The organism is Orrella sp. JC864, from assembly GCF_037026685.1.
Lineage (GTDB): Bacteria > Pseudomonadota > Gammaproteobacteria > Burkholderiales > Burkholderiaceae_B > Orrella.
The window spans coordinates 1-15,985 of sequence record NZ_JBANET010000037.1 but is presented as its reverse complement, the minus strand read 5'-3'; the positions used below and the strand labels follow the sequence as shown (position 1 = coordinate 15,985).

Below are 15,985 nucleotides of genomic sequence, written 5' to 3'. Positions count from 1 at the left end.
TAGCTATGGTAGGGGTTCGCATCGAACAGCCCGGCGTACTCGGGATCGGCCAGGTAGTTCAGCCGGCCGAGCAGGTACGGCCGTTCGCCACGCACTAGGACAATCGGCTTTTCAGGCCCCAGGCGCATCACCTCGTCAGGCGTCAGCAGCTCGCGCCCGGTGAATTGCTGGCTTGTGCCGGTACTCTTGCCCCGGTTCATCGAGCCGCCGCCGCCCGATAGGCCGGTGCCGCTGTTCTGGCCGCTGTTCTCGGTCTCAAACTCAATCGTGGCCTTGCCTAGGCTGTCGCTGATGTACTTGGCCGTGTCGTAGTCATCCGTCCCGTAGAAGGACTTGGCGCTGTTCGCTAGGAAGGTTTGCCACTTCGGATAGGTGCCCTTGAGCTGCGACAGGTCTTGAATGAACACCCAGAAAGCCAGGCCGTAGCCGCGCAGCAGCGAAACAGCGTCCTCGATCTGCTTCATGTAGCCGAGCTGGCCGAACTCATCGAGCAGGAACGCGACCCGGTGTGCCGGCTGCACATTGCTCGACGTGATCGACGCAATCACAGAGCTGATGAACAGGCGCAGGAAGCGGGCATTCGGGCCGATGCGGTTTGCCGGCATGACAAGGTAAACCGTCATGGCCGTGGCCTTGATTTCCGACAGGTCGAAGTCCGAGCGCGACAGCGCGGCCGCAATGCGCGGGTCATCGAGAAATGCCGTATTCCGGCGGGCCGTCGAAAGCACGGAACCACGCTCTTTGTCGGCCATTCCCATTAGCGTATTTGCCGCCCTGGCCGGGATGCCAAAGGCCGCCGTATCGTCGGCCGCCATTGCGCCCAACACGTCGAAAAATTCCGCTTCCCCCGCCGTCAGCAGCCGCCGCAGTTCGCCCAGGTTCCGGCGTTCCACGTCATCGAGGCCGGCGACGTAGAGCATAAGGCCCTGCAAGAAGTTCTTGGCCGACTCATCGAAATGTACGCCGTCGCCCTTGCTTTCAGCGATCACCAGGGCGTCGGCCAGGATGGCCGATTCACTCACGCAATCCGGGTTCCACACGTCGAGCCGGTCCAGCACGTTGAAGGCCGCGCCGCCGTCGCCATTCACCGCGAACGGATCGACCGAATAGACCGCCTGGCCGAGCGCCCGGCGGGCGCGAGCCGTCACGGCCGCGTTTTCGCCCTTCACGTCGAGCACCAGGGCCGAGCCGGGATAGTCCAGGAGGTTCGGAATCACCGCGCCGATGCCCTTACCGGAGCCGGTAGGCGCGACCGTCACCACGTGGCCGGTAAAGCGGAAACGGGCATCCAGGCCAGCCGGCGCAGCCGGCACACGACCCAAGGCGAAGCCGGCCGGTTTTCCTGGCGCGACTAGGTGGCCGCCCTGGCGCATTTCCTCGACCGTGCCCCAGCGGGCGGAGCCGTGCGTGTTCGTTTTCGCTTCTTCGGCCAGCTCCGCTATCGGCGCTATGCCGGCCACGGCCGGCGCGGCAGAAGGCGTACCGCGCAGATTGTCGATAGTGGCCCCAATCACGCGCAGCCGCCGGCCAGTCGGGGAATCATAGCCAACCCCCGACGCGAGCCAGGCGAAAACCTTGCCGGCATTGAGATAAGTGGCGACCGTTCCGGCTACGGTGGCAGCCAGGACGAACCATCCCGGAATGAACGGCAGGAACACGAACAGAAGCACCATACCGACCGATGGAACCAGGTAAGCCAGCCCGACAGCTACGCCGACTGTCACCGGGTTTTGCTTGCGACGATGGGCCAGCCACGCGCCGCCGAAGCACACCGTTACGAGCATGAACAGCCAGCCCGCGCTCACCTCACTGATGCGGCGACCAAAGCCGCCGAAATAGCCGCTCAGGGTGGTTCCCTGGAGCTGTTCGTTTCGCTCCGCAATGCGGGCGTCCGTGTTCGCCCGATACTCTGCAAGAACCTTGTCCGTCTCCACGGCCGCCAGGCCGCGCACGAACTCGACGCCCCGCGTCACCGACTGCTGAACTACATTGACCCCGGCCGTAGCCGCAGCCGCCGGGCGCTCGCCGTCAAGACCGGCAATCACGCGCTCGCTGAACGCCTCCAAGCTGTTCGCAGTGCCAAGGCCGGCATTCTGTAGGAAGTACGCAAGATCGGAGCGGTACAAACTGACAATCGGTGCCGCGCCGGTGGCGGTTCGGTTCGCCATTGCGGCCGTTTCCATCTCTTTCAAGATCGGCAGAAGCTCGGCCCACTTCTCCCGGTAGCTTTGCCAATCGCCGGCATTGGTTGCCATCGACAAATCTTGCTGCCCTAGGTCGAGCGTTTGCAGGCGTTCTTGCCACGTCTGATAAGTGGAGTTCTGCGCGTCGCAGACCCGCGCCACCCAGGCGTCAGCATCGGCGTCACCGAAGAAGCGACCGCCTTCCGTCGCTGGGTCGCAAGCCGGAAAAATGTTCGCGTGGGCGGGAGCCATCGACACGCACCAGGCCCCAAAAAACAGGGCAAGAATAGCGGCCAAAAGCCGTTCAAGTATGTCTCTCAAATCCATGATTTCACCTCTCTGTCAGGCAAAAATACGGCTACAGATGGTTGCCGCCATCCGCTCCGTTATCGTCAGAAAAAGCCCTGTCTCCGGCCTCACGAAAACGCTGTAAGGCAGCTTCGGCACTAGGCCCGTTTAGCGCGTTCGCAGCAAGCGTCAGCGCCCCTAGCACGACCGCCGCCGGGTAGTCGGCCATCCCCGCTTTGACGACCAAGCCGCCAAGCTGAATCTTGCGCCGTGCGTCCTCTCTCCTGGCGTTCATCCGAAACCTTCCTAGCTCGCGCTCAGACCGCGCCAGGCGCTGCCGAAGGCGATGCAGCTTGCTTGCTTTCCTGGCCGCGAAACTTCGAGGCGATGGCCTCGAACTCCTTTCTCAGCGTGTCGTCGTCCAGGTCGAGATCAACAAGGCCCGCAGCCAAGGCAATCTTGCCGATCCTTTCAGCCGACTTTGCTTCTAGCTCGGCCAGCTCGGCCTTGATCTTTTGAAGCTCCGCGACCTTTGCCGCTTTGCGTTCTGCGAGTGTCTTACGTGCCATCGTACGCGCTCCTATGTTTGTGGTCGGAATTGCACCCATGATCTTACCAGTTGCACCACTGGTAGGGAAGGCGCGGCGGTGGTATAGTCATGGAGCGAAGCGAAATGCGCACTTACGGGTTGCTGCGCAACCCTCATGCGGCCGGGGATACCCCGGCACCCCTTTTTAGCGGCTAAAACGCCAAGGGAAGAAATGGCCATCTACCATCTGAACACGCACACGATAGGGAGGGCAGCCGGGCATAGCGCCGTGGCTGCTGCCGCCTATCGGTCTGCGTCGAAGCTGGTAGATGAGCGCACCGGGGAAGTGTTCGACTTCACCCGGAAAGGCGGCGTCCTGTCGGCCGAGATCGTCACGCCCGCAGGCGTGCCGGTTCCCGAGCGCGGCGCCTTGTGGAATGCCGCCGAAGCCGCCGAGAAGCGCAAAGATGCGCGAGTGGCCCGCGAGTGGCGGGCGGCCCTGCCGCACGAGCTGAACGAAGCCGACCGGCGCGAGCTGGCAACGCGCATGGGGCAGGCTATCGCCGACCGCTACGGCGTTGCCGTGGATGTCTGCATCCACGCCCCGGACAGGGAAGGCGACGACCGGAATTTTCACGTTCATATGCTGGCGACCACGCGCACCATTGGCGCGGATGGGACGCTAGGCGCTAAGGCTGTTATCGAGCTGGCGAACAAGGACAGGCAGAAGGCGGGCATTCCTGGCACCAGCCAGGGCGACATTACCGACATTCGCCGCGAGTGGGCTGAGCTGACAAACGAGGCTTTGGAGCGGGCCGGCATTAGCGCCCGCGTCGATCACCGCAGCTATGCCGACCAGGGCATCGAGTTAACCCCGACCCGTCACATTGGCACCGATGCTGTGGCGATGCAGCGGCGCGGCCTGGAAGGCGTGGAGCGCATCGACCTGCACAACGCAGACCGGCAGGAACAAGCCCGCCAGATTACCGAGCGGCCCGAAATCATCCTAGACAAAATCACGGCCACCCAGGCGGTTTTCAGCCGCCGGGAGATTGCCGCCGAGCTGAACCGCTACATTGATGACGCCGAGCAGTTCCAGGCGCTTCTAGCGAAGCTGGAAAACTCGCCGCACCTGATCGAATTGGAGCCGGCCATAGGCCGCCATCCGGCCAAGTTCTCCACCCGCGAAATGATCGACACCGAGCGGGCAATGGTCGATAGCGCCGAGCGCCTGGCGAGCAGCGGCAAGCATGGCGTTTCCACGGCCATCGTGAATGCCGCCATTGATGGAGTCGGCACCCTTTCGGACGAGCAGAAAAACGCCGTGCGCCACGTCACGCAGGCCGGCAGTTTGGCCGTGGTGATCGGTGACGCCGGTACCGGCAAATCGTTCAGCATGAAGGTTGCCCGTGAGGCGTGGGAGGCGGCCGGCTACAACGTGCGCGGCGCGGCCCTGGCCGGCAAGGCAGCCGACGAATTGCAAGCCGGCAGCGGCATCGAAAGCCGCACCCTGGCGAGCCTGGAATATGCCTGGAAGAACGGAAAGGACAAACTCACTTCCCGCGATGTTCTGGTGATCGACGAAGCGGGCATGATCGGCAGCCGCCAGCTTGGCCGCGTGCTGAAAGCCGCCGAGCAGGCCGGGGCAAAAGTCGTCCTGCTGGGCGACGACAAGCAGCTTGCCGCTATCGAAGCCGGTGCAGCATTCCGGGGCGTTGTGCAGCATGTCGGCGCGGCGGAAATCACAGAGGTTCGACGCCAGAAAGAAGCATGGGCGCGGGCCGCCGGACAGGAGCTTGCACGCGGCTCCGTTGCCGATGGCCTTGCCGCATATGCCGAGCGCGGGCATGTGCAGATTCACGACAGCCGCGAGGCCGCACGCGAGGCCCTGGCGGCCGCGTATGTGGGCGACCAGGGCAAGGGTAGCCAGATCATCCTTGCGCACAGCAATAAGGACGTGCAGGCGCTCAATGAAGCCGTGCGCCAGGCCCGCAAAGAACGCGGCGAGCTGCGCGGCACGGCCCGCTTTATGACCGAGCGCGGCGGCCGGGAATTTGCCCCAGGCGACCGCATCGTGTTCCTGAAAAACGACCGCGACCTTGGCGTGAAGAACGGCACTCTTGGCACCGTCGAGCATTCGGAAGATGGAAGCCTGGCCGTGCGCCTGGACAGCGGCGAAGCCCGCCGGTTCCAGGCCGCGCAATATGCGGCCGTCGATCACGGCTACGCCGTCACGATCCACAAGGCCCAGGGCGTGACCGTGGATCGCGCCTATCTGCTGGCGACCCCCGGCATGGATCGCAGCCTGGCCTATGTTGGCATGACCCGCCACCGCGAAGCCGTGACCCTGTTTGCCGGCGCTGATGACTTCACCGACCGCCGGGCGGGCCGCCTGGTCGATCACGGCGCAGCGCCCTACGAGCACGACCCGAAAAACGGCCTGTCCTACTTCGCAACGCTGGAGAACGACAAGGGCGAACGGCACACCATTTGGGGCGTCGATCTTGAACGCGCCATTGCGGCCAGCGGGGCGAAGCGAGGCGACCGTATCGGCCTGGAACATGGCGGCTCTGAAACCGTGCGCCTGCCCGATGGGCGGATGGTGGAGCGCAACACCTGGCACGTGCAGACTGCCGAGGAACTGGCCGCCGGCAAGTTGGCCCAGGTGATGGGCCGACAGCGGCCGAAGGAAAGCACGCTGGACTATCTGCCAGACTTCGCAGAACAGCGCGGCTTCGACGGCGAAAGCGTGTTGCGGCGCTGGGTCGAGCGCGGCCGGGCCAAGGTGGCCCACCTGGCGGGCCGGATGCGCGATGCCCTGCGCCGAGGCTTGGAACGCCACGGCCGTCCCGACCTCATCCCGGCCACCGACATTGCCGGCAAGCCAGCCATGCCGCAGCAGCAGGTCGAGAGCACGCCAGAGGACGAGAAAGCACGCAAGGCGCGGGAAATCGCCGAGCGGTTCCGCCAGAAGGTGGCCCAGGAGCGCGGCGAGCTGGCCGCCTCGCAGCCACGCCCGCAAGCCGAGCAGCAGGCCCCCGACGCCCTGGCCGGATTCCGGGCCAGTGTCGAGCGTGCCGAGGCGGCTGGCGGCGGCCTGGCCCTAGACGTGGCCCGTGCGCAGCTTGCCGTGGCACAGGAGTTTCAGGCGGCCGGGAAAGATCCACGGCACCACGCCGCAGCAATCATGCAGGAAGGCCAGCGCCGGGCCTTTGCTGGCCTGTCGCAGCCGTCCCAGGCCAAGGCCGAGCCGGAGCGCCCGGCGGCCGTCCAGGTCAGCGAGCAAGACCGCAAACGGGCCGAGCTGGCCGCACGCCAGGAAGTCGGACAGTTCAAGGCGCTGGCCGTGAAGCGGCAGGCGGGCTTTGCAGGCTACACCGACCGCAACCCGAGCGCCTGGCGCGAGCTGCCGGCCGAGCTGCGCGAACGCATCGAGCGGTTCAACGCAATGCCCAAGGAGCGCCAGGCCGTCGAGCTGGACAAGATGCAGCGCGAGCTTGCCGACAGGTATGCACGCAACCCGCAGGAGATCACGCGCAGCCGGCAGCGGCAGCGCGAGCAGGAGCGCGGCCGCGATAGCGGACGCGGGTATTGACGACAGGAGGAAAGACGATGAGCGAAGAACGCACAGAGCCGACAAACGACGAGCTGGCCCAAAGCTACGCCAAGCAGATCGAGCAGGCGCAGCAGCGGCGCGAGGCGAAAGACCAGGAGCGGCTAGAACGTCACGGCAAAGCGGCCGAGCTGGCATCCCAGGGCATCGAGGCCGAACAGCCGGCCGGCAAGCAACAGGCCCAGGGCGTCGAGCTGGACGCAGGCCAGAAAGTCGAGCTGGACGAGATCAACGGACAGCAAGCAAGGATGCTGGCAAAGGAATTGAACCGGGACAACGAGAAGGGCGACCAGGTGAAAGAGGCCCGCGCCCGCGAGATCGCGGAACGGTTCAAGGAGAAAGCGGCCCGCGACCGGGAGCAGTCCCGCAGCTTTAGCCGCTAAAGCGGTGCCCAGGCCGGCGGCAACCGGACCTGGACACCTGACCACGACCACCTGACAGAGAGGTGAACATGGCTACTTCCAATGTTACCGGCGGCACCCGCCGCGAGCTAACGAAATATCGGATTACCTTTGCCCTTTCGCTGGCCGTCCTGATCGGCACCGGCGTCGTGTTCTGGCACGCATACCGGACGCACGCCGGATGGCTCAATGCCGGCGACGTGGCCGTGCGCGATGCCATCATGGACGGCACCATCCAGCCGCCCGCCGACCAGGAGGGCGCACGATGAAAGCGCAGACCTGGCGACGCGCCGCCCTGGCGGCCTACATCCTGGCGGGCGCATCCTTGACCGTGGCGGGCTACACCGTCGCCACGACCGAGGCGAACGCAAACGCCCTTTACCGCTTCGCCGAACATGACAACGACGCCTATTCAGCCCGGAGCCGGAGCATTGCGGAAGGCATCACCGCCGCCGCCTTGCGCGGCCCAGGCGACGGCGTGCCTGATGCCGCAGACTGGCCGCGCATCATCCCCGAAGTCATGCCGTCTGCCGTGAACATTGCCGCCCTGCCCGTTGTCACCAGGCCGGACGATGAAAGCCGCGTCTGGCTTGTTCCTGGCGTTCAATCCAACCTGGCGACGGCCGCCCTTGGCGCTGTCCGCTTCTGGCTGAAAAGCCGCGACCAGGAGCCGCGCCACTGGCAGACCATCGGCAGCGGCGCGTTTATCGCAGATGGCCGGTATGTCCTTACCGCCGCCCACGTCATCGACGGCAAGAGCGGCTATCGCGTGCAGACAGCCGCCGGGCGCTGGCTGGATGCCGAGGTGATCGGCCTTGACCTACGGCGCGACGTGGGCGTGTTGCGCGTCAGCGAACCCGGCCAGCCGATCAAGACCGGAACCATGCCAATTCAAGGCCAGCCGGTATTGACGATTGGCGCACCTAGCGGCCGTGGATTCAGCGTGAGCGCGGGCATTGTGAGCCGGTATGCCGCAAGCGCCAGGTTCTCCGCTGATGAAGCACTACAGATCGACGCGCCCGTTACGGGCGGCAATTCCGGCGGGCTTGTCGTCAACGCGAGAGGTGAGGCGGTCGGCGTGGTCAGTCATTCCGATGCCGCCTTTACCCAAGCCGTGCCGATCGGCACCGCCTTGGCAGTTGCCCGCGAGCTGATCGAGCGCAGCCGGTAGAGTTGCACCAGGAACGACAAGGGCGGCCAGTGGCCGCCCTTGTCATTTTTCGATTCTCGACGCGAGGCGTTCCAGGTCATCGACAGAATACGCCCGGAACCGGCCGGCCAGCAGCTCGGTCAGCTCGGCCGACGGCAGGCCCAGGGCGTCGGCCACTTGCTCGTGCGACCATTGCCGCGCCTCGATTGCAACCGCGATCCGGGCCACGCACCGCGCCTTGACCAGCATTTCGTCGGCGTTGTCGTGCCCAAGGTCGGCGTAGACGTTCCCGCTGCCTTCGATCATGGCCCGCGCCGCGACTTCGCGTGCGTGCTGAATATAGGCCGGGTCGGCCGTGGCTTCGGCCTCGTCCTGTTCGCGCTGGCCGCCCGTCATGGCTCACACTGCCAGGTCAAGCGGCAGGTCTGAAATGTCCTTCAGGCGCTTGCCATCGACCATCACGGCCAGCATGTCGGCCGCGTCGGTCATGCCCAAGGCTTCTACCGTGGCTTGCAGCTCATACAGGGCGAAGTGATACACGCAATCAATGTCCCCGGTTCCCAAGGCGATAGAGGCAAGGCGGCTTGGTGTCGGTTCGGCCGTGACGACCACAACATGAGGCAGACGGCCCTTGCGGTTACGCACCAGGTTCAACGCTTCGGAACGGGCGTTTTGCGCCCGGTCGCTGCGAATCGTCCATTTGCATGAAATGCTGGCGTGCAGCAGCGGCAGGCCGCCGTTTTTCTTCCGCAGGCTGGCAAGCGTGGTCACACTGTCATCGACCAGGAGCGCCGGGGCGTTGATGGCGCTGTCGTCCTCGGTGTCGCGCACCACCACAATATCCGGCGTGATGGTGTAGTCGCTGCCCAGGGCGGCCGCCAGTTCGGCATCGGCCTTGGCGGCCCGGTCGAGCGCGACCAGGTGCGCGTATTGCTCATAACGGGCAATTTCCAGGCGGTTGCGGCCGGAGACTTGATGCACGTCCCAAATGCCGGGCCGGAGGTGGCCGAGCTTGAGGAAGGTTTCCCGCACGAAGGCCGCGCAGATACTTTCAAACTGGTTGCCCGAAGTCTGGCCCGCGATGCGTTCGCCGATGGTTTCAGCTTTGAGCAGATCGGCAATGCCCTTGGCAATCGCCTTGCTCGTAGTGTTGCTGCTATCAGCGTTGCTCACCACGCCAGCGCCGTTGATAGTCAGCGTTGTTTCCAACAGCTTTGCATGGAATGCTTTGCGGGCTTCCGAGAACTCGGCGGGAACACTCATCACGCCACCTTGTAAATGCGTTTGACGGACAGTGCTGCGAAGATTTGCCGGGCCACAGCGGCGGCCACTGGTGGCGGGAAGGCGTTGCCGATCTGGCGATAGGCGGCTGTCTTGCGGCCGGAGAACTGCCAATCATCGGGGAAACCTTGAATGCGGGCCGTCATGCGCGGCGTCAGGCGCGGCATACCCACAAAGTCGCGGGGCGGGGCATCGTCCCACAGGCCCATGCCATCGACGCCCAGGGCGGCCCAGGCGCGTTTTGCGCGGGTCGGCCCAAGGTCAGGCCCGCCGTGTTTCTTGGAGCCACCAACCAGCGTAGGCGCAATGGCATTTGCTTGTTCGCGCCAGCGGTCAGCGCCGCGCCAGCCATTCGCGGCCATGAGATCGTGCAGCAGCTCGCCCACGGTCGGCGGGTTGTTTGGCAGCGGTTCCGGCCAGGCGAAGCCGCTAGCCAGGTCTTTGCGGATGCCGACGAACACCACGCGCGGGCGCAGTTGTGATACGCCGTAATCCGAGGCGTTGAACAGCCGCCAGCCAGGCACATAGCCCAATTTCTTGAGCTGCTTTTCAACCTTGTTCCGGTAGTCGTCAAAAACGGCATCGAGCAGGCCGCGCACGTTTTCCAGCATCACGGCTTGCGGGCGGCACTCATCGACCAGGCGGATAGCTTCGGGGAACAAGTCGCGCTCATCCTTCGCGCCGAGCTGCTTTCCTGCCTTGGAGAACGGCGGGCATGGCACGCCACCAGCTACCAGGTCGATGCCTTGATAGGGGCGGCCATCGAAGCGGCGCAAATCGTCCTCGATGACGTTCCAAGCGGGACGGTTCAGGCGCAGCGTGGCACACGCCGCCGGTTCCAGTTCGACCAGGGCAGCATGATCGAAGCCTGCCATTTCCAGGCCGAGTGCCTGGCCCCCTGCCCCTGCGCACATTTCCAAAGAATTGAATTGGCTCATATCGCTTTTCTCTTGGTTGATCGACGTGGCTTTCTGGCTGCCGGTGCCGCGAACATATCCGGTTGCAAGCCGCCTTGGTGCCGGTCGGCGAATGCCTGCATGAACTCGCGCAGCACTTCCGAGGCATTCCGATTTTCAGCCAGACAGGCCCCTTGGAACGCCTCGCGGAGTTCCCTTTCAACACGGATACGGAGGCCAACGTCTTTGCTCGACATAGTGTGACAGTATCTCATGGATACACGCTTGTGTATCCAAAAAGACTTTCCTGTCTCTGTTGCACATGTCCTAAGTTTTGCGACAGCCCCCACCCCGCTCCGTTTTCCCTGGCGGCGAGACGTTGCAAAAGTCAGTCGCAAATGTTCTACAATGTGCGATGATATTTGCAACATGATGGGGACGCCATGAGAGACAAACACGACCCCGGCACGCTCGACCTGGAAAGCGGGCGGCTGCTGATCGGCTACGCCAGGGTATCGACCGATGACCAGGACTTGAGGAATCAGCGCGACGAGCTGCACGCGGCCGGCTGCACGCGCATCTTTGCCGAGAAGATCACCGGCACCCACGCGAAGCGGCCGGAGCTGGCCCGGATGCTCGACCACCTGCGCGCCGGCGACGTGGTGACGGTTACGCGCCTGGACAGGCTGGCCCGCAGCACCCGCGACTTGCTGGACATAGCCGAGCGCATCCAGGCGGCCGGCGCGGGCTTGCGCAGCCTGGCCGAGCCCTGGGCAGATACCACGACGCCGGCGGGCCGCATGGTGCTAACAGTGTTTGCCGGCATTGCCGAGTTCGAGCGTTCCCTAATCATCGACCGCACCCGTAGCGGCCGCGAAGCGGCCAAGCGGCGCGGCGTGCAATTCGGCCGCCGCCCTACCCTTTCGGCCGGCAAGATCGAGCACGCCCGCGACCTGCTGGCCCAGGGGCGCACAGCCGGCGAGGTTGCAGAGCTGCTAGGCGTGCATCGGGCCACCCTTTACCGGGCGCTACGCAGCCAGGAAACGACGAGCCGAGCCGACGCAGCCAGGCGCGGCGCGTTCATCGAAGATGCTTTGAGCGAGGGGGATGCCCTGGCAGCGGCCGGCGAGGATGAACGCAAGGAAGAACCGGCATTCCTTGATGACGAAGGCCCGGCGAATGACCTGCCGCTGCCGCCGTATCGAACGCAGAGCCTGCCGCAAATCCTGGCGGCCCTGCCCGATGACGAGCTGGCGAGCTGGCCCGGCGAGCTGGCCGACCAGGAGCGGGAACGCCGGCGGGTGCGGGCGCTGACCCCCGGCGAGCTGGCCGGGCTGCGCGAGGACATGGCCGAGGCCTCCGCCTGGATGCGGGCCGAGCTGACCCGGCGGCGAACCGAAAAAGGCCAGCCCTGAACCGCTTGCATGTTTTACGATTTTCCGTAAAATAACAATCACGCAAACGCGGAAAGGGTGAAAACATGATTATCGGACTCTTGAACCAGAAAGGCGGGGTAGGCAAAACCACCCTTAGCGTGAACCTGGCGGCCAGCCTGGCCCGCACCGGGGCGCGGGTGCTGCTGATCGACGCCGACCCCCAGGGCAGCGCATTGGATTGGGCCGCAGCCCGCGAGGGCGAGCCGCTGTTTTCCGTGGTGGGCCTGCCCAGGGCGACCGTCCACAAGGAAATCGGCCAGATCGGCCACGGCTACGACCACATCATCATCGACGGCCCCCCGCGAGTTACCGACCTGGCACGGTCGGCCATCATGGCCGCCGACGTGGTGCTGATCCCGGTGCAGCCTTCGCCCTACGACATTTGGGCGGCTGACGAAGTGGTGAAGCTGATCGACGAGGCCCGCGTCTACAAAGAGGGCCTGAAAGCCGCTTTTGTGGTTAATCGCAAAATCGCAAATACGGCAATCGGCCGCGACGTGGGCGAGGCGCTGGCGGCCTATCCGGTGCCGGCGCTGGCGGCCGCCATCACGCAGCGCGTGGTGTTCGCCGAAGCGGCCGCGCAAGGGCTGGCCGTTCATGAGATTGACCAGGAAGGGCCGGCAGCGGCCGAGATTGAGGCCGTAGCGGCCGAGCTGATGGAGTTCGCACGATGAGCACGAAGAAGATTTCGATTGGCACCAAGCCGACCGCCAAGCCCGCGCCGGTGGCGGCCGATGCCTGGGTGGAAAGCCGTGTTCCGGCCGAGGGGCCGGAGCCGATGAAGCGCCTCACCATCGACGTGCCGGAGAGCCTGCACCGCTCGATCAAGGCGCAATGCGCAATGCGCGGCACAAAGATCGCCGACGAGGTGCGCGAGCTGCTTTTGCAGAAATACGGACAATCGTAAATGAGCATTTGCGATGCTTTAGCCGCTAAAAGGGGAGCACATGACCAAGCGCAACAACGGCCCGCAGCAGATCGGCAGCTTGATAACCGACGACCTGCTAGGCCGCATCGAGCAGATGCGAGAGCAGAGCCAGCGGCGGCGCATCGAGGCGGCCGCCAGGCCGGGTGAATCCTGGGAGCAAGCCGCCGCCAGACTGCGCGAGGAAGAAGCTAGGGCCGAGCGTGAGCGCGGTTCCGGCTCCGTTAAATCGGCCCCCCCCGCATCGAGCATCCGAAAGCCGCCGAGGGGAGACGAACAGCCGGACTTCTTTGTCCCGACGCTCTATGACGTTGGCACCAAAGACAGCCGCAGCATCATGGACGTGGCCGTGTTTCGCCTTTCCAAGAAGGACAGGCGAGCGGGTGATGTCATTCGCTATACCCTGCCCGATGGTCATGTCACCGTGTCGGCAGGCGCGGCCGGCATGGCTTCGGTGTGGGATTACGACTTGGTGTTAATGGCCGTGTCCCACCTCACAGAGTCAATGAACCGCTACAGGGAAGGGAAGGGAGCGAAGCCTGGCCGCGTGTTCCGGCCGCACGTTGCGGACGTGTTGAAGTTCTGCCGACGAGCGGACGGCGGCAAACAGAAAGATGACCTGGTGGAAACCTGCATCCGGCTCAACACCACGCACGTTGCGGTTCAGCGCACCAGGAAGGCCAAGAACGGCCGCACGGTGACGGTATCCGAGGGCGAGGCCCTAATTAGCCGCTACAAGGTCATCAAGAGCGAGAGCGGCAAGCCCGAATACATCGAGATCGAGCTGGCCGATTGGATGTACCGCGAGATCACCGAGGGCAAGAACCCGGACGTGCTGACCGTGCATCCCGACTACTTCCTGATAGACCCAGGCATTGGCCGTTTCATCTATCGCCTAGCTCGCCGCGCAGCGGGCAAGAGCGCCGCAAAGTGGGCCTTCCAGACGATCTACGACCGCAGCGGCAGCGCAGGCACGTTCAAAGAGTTCTGCCGCCTGCTGCGCAAGATCATCCAGGCCAACGACTTGCCGGAGTACGAGCTGCGCGAGGAAGCCGGGCAGGGCGGCCCGCTGCTGGTGATGACCCACCGCGACCATGCCGATGCAGAGCTGCCACCGCCTGCCGGTGTGTAATGTACGGAGGGAGAGGGCCACGAGTCCGCCAAAAGTTTAGCTAAACCCCGCTTTGACTGGTTCCGACCCTTTGACCTGTGGATAGCCCGTACTTTGCACACCGGAACCCGTACATTACCCACCCGATTCCGTACTTTGCACACCGGAACCCGTACATTACACACCTGGCACATTCGTAACCCATTGATTCATAAGCGAAAAATCGCACTTTTCCCGGCTAAAACTCTTTAAAACATATTAAAACTCTTAAAACCCGCCTGGCTTGTGCATAAGTCTCGGCCAAATCGAACCGCCGCAAGCGCCCTACGGGCGCGCCTACCCTCCGGTCGCTTCGCTCCCTTCGCCCCGCCGCTTCGCGTCGGCCTATCGCGGCCGGTGGCCGCTCAAAAATGCCTGGCCTGCGGCCAGTGACTCTTACCAGGTCGCGGCAAGCCGCGACGGTGCCAGCTCCACCCCCTCAGCCCAAGCCAAGCCCCTGCGCCGCCTGAAAGGCCGCTAAGGGTTTGTCAGTAAAGGATCGAGGCAAGCCCACCGCCTGCGCCCATCCTGAACGACTGCGCTGCCTGCAAGGCCGTAAAGGTTGAACGCCAAGAAGGGGGCGGGGAGCCGCTGCAACGGTCTACGCACCGGAGCAGGGCAAGAGCCGCCAGAATCGCGCCACACGACGCGGAAGGGGTCAGCCAAGGGGTCAGCCTACCCCCACCCCTGAAAACGCCTCTGTGGGCGTTCTATGCGGTCGGCATGTTCGGGCGGGTTCCCAGGGGCCGGAGCTGGGCCGATCCGCGACCAGGTGGCGGCCGGTGTAAGGCTTGGCGAGTTGTAGCCTTGTAAATTGTAGTATGTAGTAGTATCATACAACATATTACAACTTACAGAGGTTTTACAGATGGCCGTCACCAAAGAGCAAATCCTTGCAGCCGCTGACCAGATCGCCGCCGAGGGCCAGCGCCCAACGCTTGAGGCCATCCGCCAGATCACCGGCGGCAGCTATACGACTATCAGCCCAGTGCTGAATGAGTGGAAGGCCCGCCAGGCCGCCCAGGCCACGCCGCTACGCGAGCCGGCCCCCCAGGCGATCACCGAGAAGTTGGCCGAGCTGGGCAGCGACTTGTGGGCCGTGGCCTTGGAAATGGCGAACAACCGCCTAGCCGCCGAGCGCGAGGCACTAGACAAGGCCCGCGCCGACCTGGAAGCCGACCGGGCCGAGGCCACCGAGCTTGCCGACCGCCTGGCCGCCCAGGTCGAGGAACTGCAATCCCGCCTGGCGTCCATCGAGGCCGCCGAAGCGGCCGCACGCGGCGAAGCCGACGAGCTGCGCGGCCAACTGGCCGCCGCCCAGGAGCAGGCGCACACCGCCGAGGCCCGCGCCGAGGAGATCGAGCGCCGCGCCGGCGAGCTGCGCACGGAGCTAGACAAGGCGCACCAGGACGCCGACCAGGCCACGAAGGCGGCCGCACAGGCCCGCGAGGAAGCCGCCCGCCTGGCCGGGCAGCTCGACACGCTCAAGGAACAATCGGCTGCGCTGCTGGCCCGCATCACGCCGCCGGCGGCCGAGGTGAAGCCCGGCAGCGGCGAGTGATCGGCCCCTTAAGTGTCAAGATCAGCCGCCGCAGCGCGAACGGGCAGGGAACAGACGAAGAAAAGGCCGGGAACGCTTGCGCGTTTTCCGGCCCATATTGACACTTGAGGGGCGGCCCCTTTAGCCGCTAAATTCATTTTCTCAAAAACTCAAACGCACAAATCCGCTTTACTCTTTGCTGCGCCGTTGGCGGAACGCGCACAGGTCGATCACGTCCGCAGTGCGTTGTGTCGCCGCCTGTATCGGCGTCTTGGTCTCGGCCGGAGCCGGGGCGCTGGACTTGACCGGCCGGAACTGCCGCCACAGCTCCGCAAAGAACGACCAGGCGAAGATGAAGGGCAGCAGCGGCAGCACCAGGACGAAGCCGACCAGGCGGGCCAGGCCGAGGCCGAGCGGCCGCAGGAAGGCCAGCGGCCGGCGCAGCAGATCGAGCAGCAGGCCGCCGACCAGCCAGACGGGAGCGGCCACAACGATCACGGCAGCGAACAGCGCAGGGAACAGCCGGCGCAGGAACCACGCCAGGAAGATGAAGCCGACAACTGCCGCGATGATGGCCGCCATACGTCACCCCT

Annotated in this window: 16 protein-coding genes; 9 read left to right on the top strand and 7 right to left on the bottom strand. The window is 64.7% G+C overall.

Going from position 1 to position 15,985, the window contains the following annotated elements; genetic code table 11:
• The 3 genes from V8Z80_RS20390 to V8Z80_RS20380 form a co-directional block, all read right to left on the bottom strand.
• A partial coding sequence (locus V8Z80_RS20390; protein WP_336063288.1) for a type IV secretory system conjugative DNA transfer family protein occupies positions 1–2,510 on the bottom strand: 2,510 nt, incomplete at its 3' end.
• 31 nt (positions 2,511–2,541) lie between these two features.
• A complete protein-coding gene (locus tag V8Z80_RS20385) occupies positions 2,542–2,766 on the bottom strand; it encodes a conjugal transfer protein TraD (protein ID WP_208090843.1) in 225 nt (74 codons plus the stop codon).
• Between the two features lie 22 nt (positions 2,767–2,788).
• Entirely contained in the window at positions 2,789–3,040 is a 252-nt protein-coding gene (locus V8Z80_RS20380) for a TraC family protein (protein ID WP_208090844.1), read from the bottom strand.
• Positions 3,041–3,232: 192 nt separating this feature from the next.
• Between V8Z80_RS20380 and traA the strand changes: the two genes are divergently transcribed.
• The 4 genes from traA (at position 3,233) to V8Z80_RS20360 (ending at position 8,185) form a co-directional block, all read left to right on the top strand.
• On the top strand, positions 3,233–6,595 hold the full coding sequence (gene traA / locus V8Z80_RS20375) for a Ti-type conjugative transfer relaxase TraA (protein ID WP_336063287.1): 3,363 nt from the start codon (positions 3,233–3,235) through the stop codon (positions 6,593–6,595).
• 17 nt (positions 6,596–6,612) lie between these two features.
• The gene (locus tag V8Z80_RS20370) at positions 6,613–6,996 is read left to right on the top strand and encodes a hypothetical protein (protein ID WP_336063286.1); all 384 of its coding nucleotides are present in this window, start codon (positions 6,613–6,615) and stop codon (positions 6,994–6,996) included.
• 68 nt (positions 6,997–7,064) lie between these two features.
• Entirely contained in the window at positions 7,065–7,283 is a 219-nt protein-coding gene (locus V8Z80_RS20365; protein WP_166479527.1) for a hypothetical protein, read from the top strand.
• Positions 7,280–8,185: a S1C family serine protease gene (locus tag V8Z80_RS20360; protein ID WP_336063285.1), complete on the top strand. Its 906-nt coding sequence runs from the start codon at positions 7,280–7,282 to the stop codon at positions 8,183–8,185. Before V8Z80_RS20365 ends, V8Z80_RS20360 begins: the two co-directional genes overlap by 4 nt.
• A gap of 42 nt (positions 8,186–8,227) precedes the next feature.
• Here the strand turns inward: V8Z80_RS20360 and V8Z80_RS20355 are convergent, their stop codons facing one another.
• From V8Z80_RS20355 to V8Z80_RS20345, 3 genes are read right to left on the bottom strand one after another with little or no spacing between them, the layout of a single operon-like run.
• On the bottom strand, positions 8,228–8,560 hold the full coding sequence (locus V8Z80_RS20355) for a helix-turn-helix domain-containing protein (protein WP_336063283.1): 333 nt from the start codon (positions 8,558–8,560) through the stop codon (positions 8,228–8,230).
• Between the two features lie 3 nt (positions 8,561–8,563).
• Positions 8,564–9,427, bottom strand: a complete 864-nt coding sequence (locus V8Z80_RS20350; RefSeq protein WP_336063281.1) for an NgoMIV family type II restriction endonuclease — start codon at positions 9,425–9,427, stop codon at positions 8,564–8,566.
• Positions 9,427–10,383, bottom strand: coding sequence for a DNA cytosine methyltransferase (locus V8Z80_RS20345; RefSeq protein WP_336063280.1), 957 nt, complete (start codon positions 10,381–10,383; stop codon positions 9,427–9,429). The genes V8Z80_RS20350 and V8Z80_RS20345 overlap by 1 nt, the downstream gene beginning before the upstream one ends.
• A gap of 401 nt (positions 10,384–10,784) precedes the next feature.
• Here V8Z80_RS20345 and V8Z80_RS20340 point away from each other — a divergent pair, with 401 nt between their 5' ends.
• The 5 genes from V8Z80_RS20340 to V8Z80_RS20320 all read left to right on the top strand — a co-directional run bounded on the left by V8Z80_RS20340 (position 10,785) and on the right by V8Z80_RS20320 (position 15,413).
• Positions 10,785–11,756 carry a recombinase family protein gene (locus tag V8Z80_RS20340; protein WP_336063279.1) on the top strand — a complete coding sequence of 324 codons (972 nt, stop codon included), beginning with the start codon at positions 10,785–10,787 and terminating at the stop codon, positions 11,754–11,756.
• Positions 11,757–11,821: 65 nt separating this feature from the next.
• Positions 11,822–12,451, top strand: coding sequence for a ParA family partition ATPase (parA, locus tag V8Z80_RS20335; RefSeq protein WP_336063278.1), 630 nt, complete (start codon positions 11,822–11,824; stop codon positions 12,449–12,451).
• Entirely contained in the window at positions 12,448–12,684 is a 237-nt protein-coding gene (locus V8Z80_RS20330) for a plasmid partition protein ParG (RefSeq protein ID WP_336063277.1), read from the top strand. Before parA ends, V8Z80_RS20330 begins: the two co-directional genes overlap by 4 nt.
• A gap of 40 nt (positions 12,685–12,724) precedes the next feature.
• Positions 12,725–13,834 (top strand): replication initiator protein A, encoded by a 1,110-nt coding sequence (locus V8Z80_RS20325; RefSeq protein ID WP_336063276.1) that lies wholly within the window; start codon positions 12,725–12,727, stop codon positions 13,832–13,834.
• Between the two features lie 886 nt (positions 13,835–14,720).
• On the top strand, positions 14,721–15,413 hold the full coding sequence (locus tag V8Z80_RS20320) for a DNA-binding protein (RefSeq protein WP_336063275.1): 693 nt from the start codon (positions 14,721–14,723) through the stop codon (positions 15,411–15,413).
• A 168-nt stretch (positions 15,414–15,581) separates the two neighbouring features.
• On the opposite strand, the gene V8Z80_RS20315 is transcribed toward V8Z80_RS20320, so the two are convergent.
• A complete protein-coding gene (locus tag V8Z80_RS20315; RefSeq protein WP_208090841.1) occupies positions 15,582–15,974 on the bottom strand; it encodes a hypothetical protein in 393 nt (130 codons plus the stop codon).
• Positions 15,975–15,985: the final 11 nt, after the last annotated feature.

Coding starts and splice junctions, on each gene's coding strand:
- V8Z80_RS20325 (WP_336063276.1), top strand. CDS start 12,725: ATGACCAAGCGCAACAACGGCCCGCAGCAGATCGGCAGCTTGATAACC.
- V8Z80_RS20330 (WP_336063277.1), top strand. CDS start 12,448: ATGAGCACGAAGAAGATTTCGATTGGCACCAAGCCGACCGCCAAGCCC.
- V8Z80_RS20320 (WP_336063275.1), top strand. CDS start 14,721: ATGGCCGTCACCAAAGAGCAAATCCTTGCAGCCGCTGACCAGATCGCC.
- V8Z80_RS20385 (WP_208090843.1), bottom strand. CDS start 2,766: ATGAACGCCAGGAGAGAGGACGCACGGCGCAAGATTCAGCTTGGCGGC.
- V8Z80_RS20315 (WP_208090841.1), bottom strand. CDS start 15,974: ATGGCGGCCATCATCGCGGCAGTTGTCGGCTTCATCTTCCTGGCGTGG.
- V8Z80_RS20350 (WP_336063281.1), bottom strand. CDS start 9,427: ATGAGTGTTCCCGCCGAGTTCTCGGAAGCCCGCAAAGCATTCCATGCA.
- V8Z80_RS20345 (WP_336063280.1), bottom strand. CDS start 10,383: ATGAGCCAATTCAATTCTTTGGAAATGTGCGCAGGGGCAGGGGGCCAG.
- V8Z80_RS20380 (WP_208090844.1), bottom strand. CDS start 3,040: ATGGCACGTAAGACACTCGCAGAACGCAAAGCGGCAAAGGTCGCGGAG.
- V8Z80_RS20355 (WP_336063283.1), bottom strand. CDS start 8,560: ATGACGGGCGGCCAGCGCGAACAGGACGAGGCCGAAGCCACGGCCGAC.
- V8Z80_RS20370 (WP_336063286.1), top strand. CDS start 6,613: ATGAGCGAAGAACGCACAGAGCCGACAAACGACGAGCTGGCCCAAAGC.
- parA (WP_336063278.1), top strand. CDS start 11,822: ATGATTATCGGACTCTTGAACCAGAAAGGCGGGGTAGGCAAAACCACC.
- V8Z80_RS20365 (WP_166479527.1), top strand. CDS start 7,065: ATGGCTACTTCCAATGTTACCGGCGGCACCCGCCGCGAGCTAACGAAA.
- V8Z80_RS20340 (WP_336063279.1), top strand. CDS start 10,785: ATGAGAGACAAACACGACCCCGGCACGCTCGACCTGGAAAGCGGGCGG.
- V8Z80_RS20360 (WP_336063285.1), top strand. CDS start 7,280: ATGAAAGCGCAGACCTGGCGACGCGCCGCCCTGGCGGCCTACATCCTG.
- traA (WP_336063287.1), top strand. CDS start 3,233: ATGGCCATCTACCATCTGAACACGCACACGATAGGGAGGGCAGCCGGG.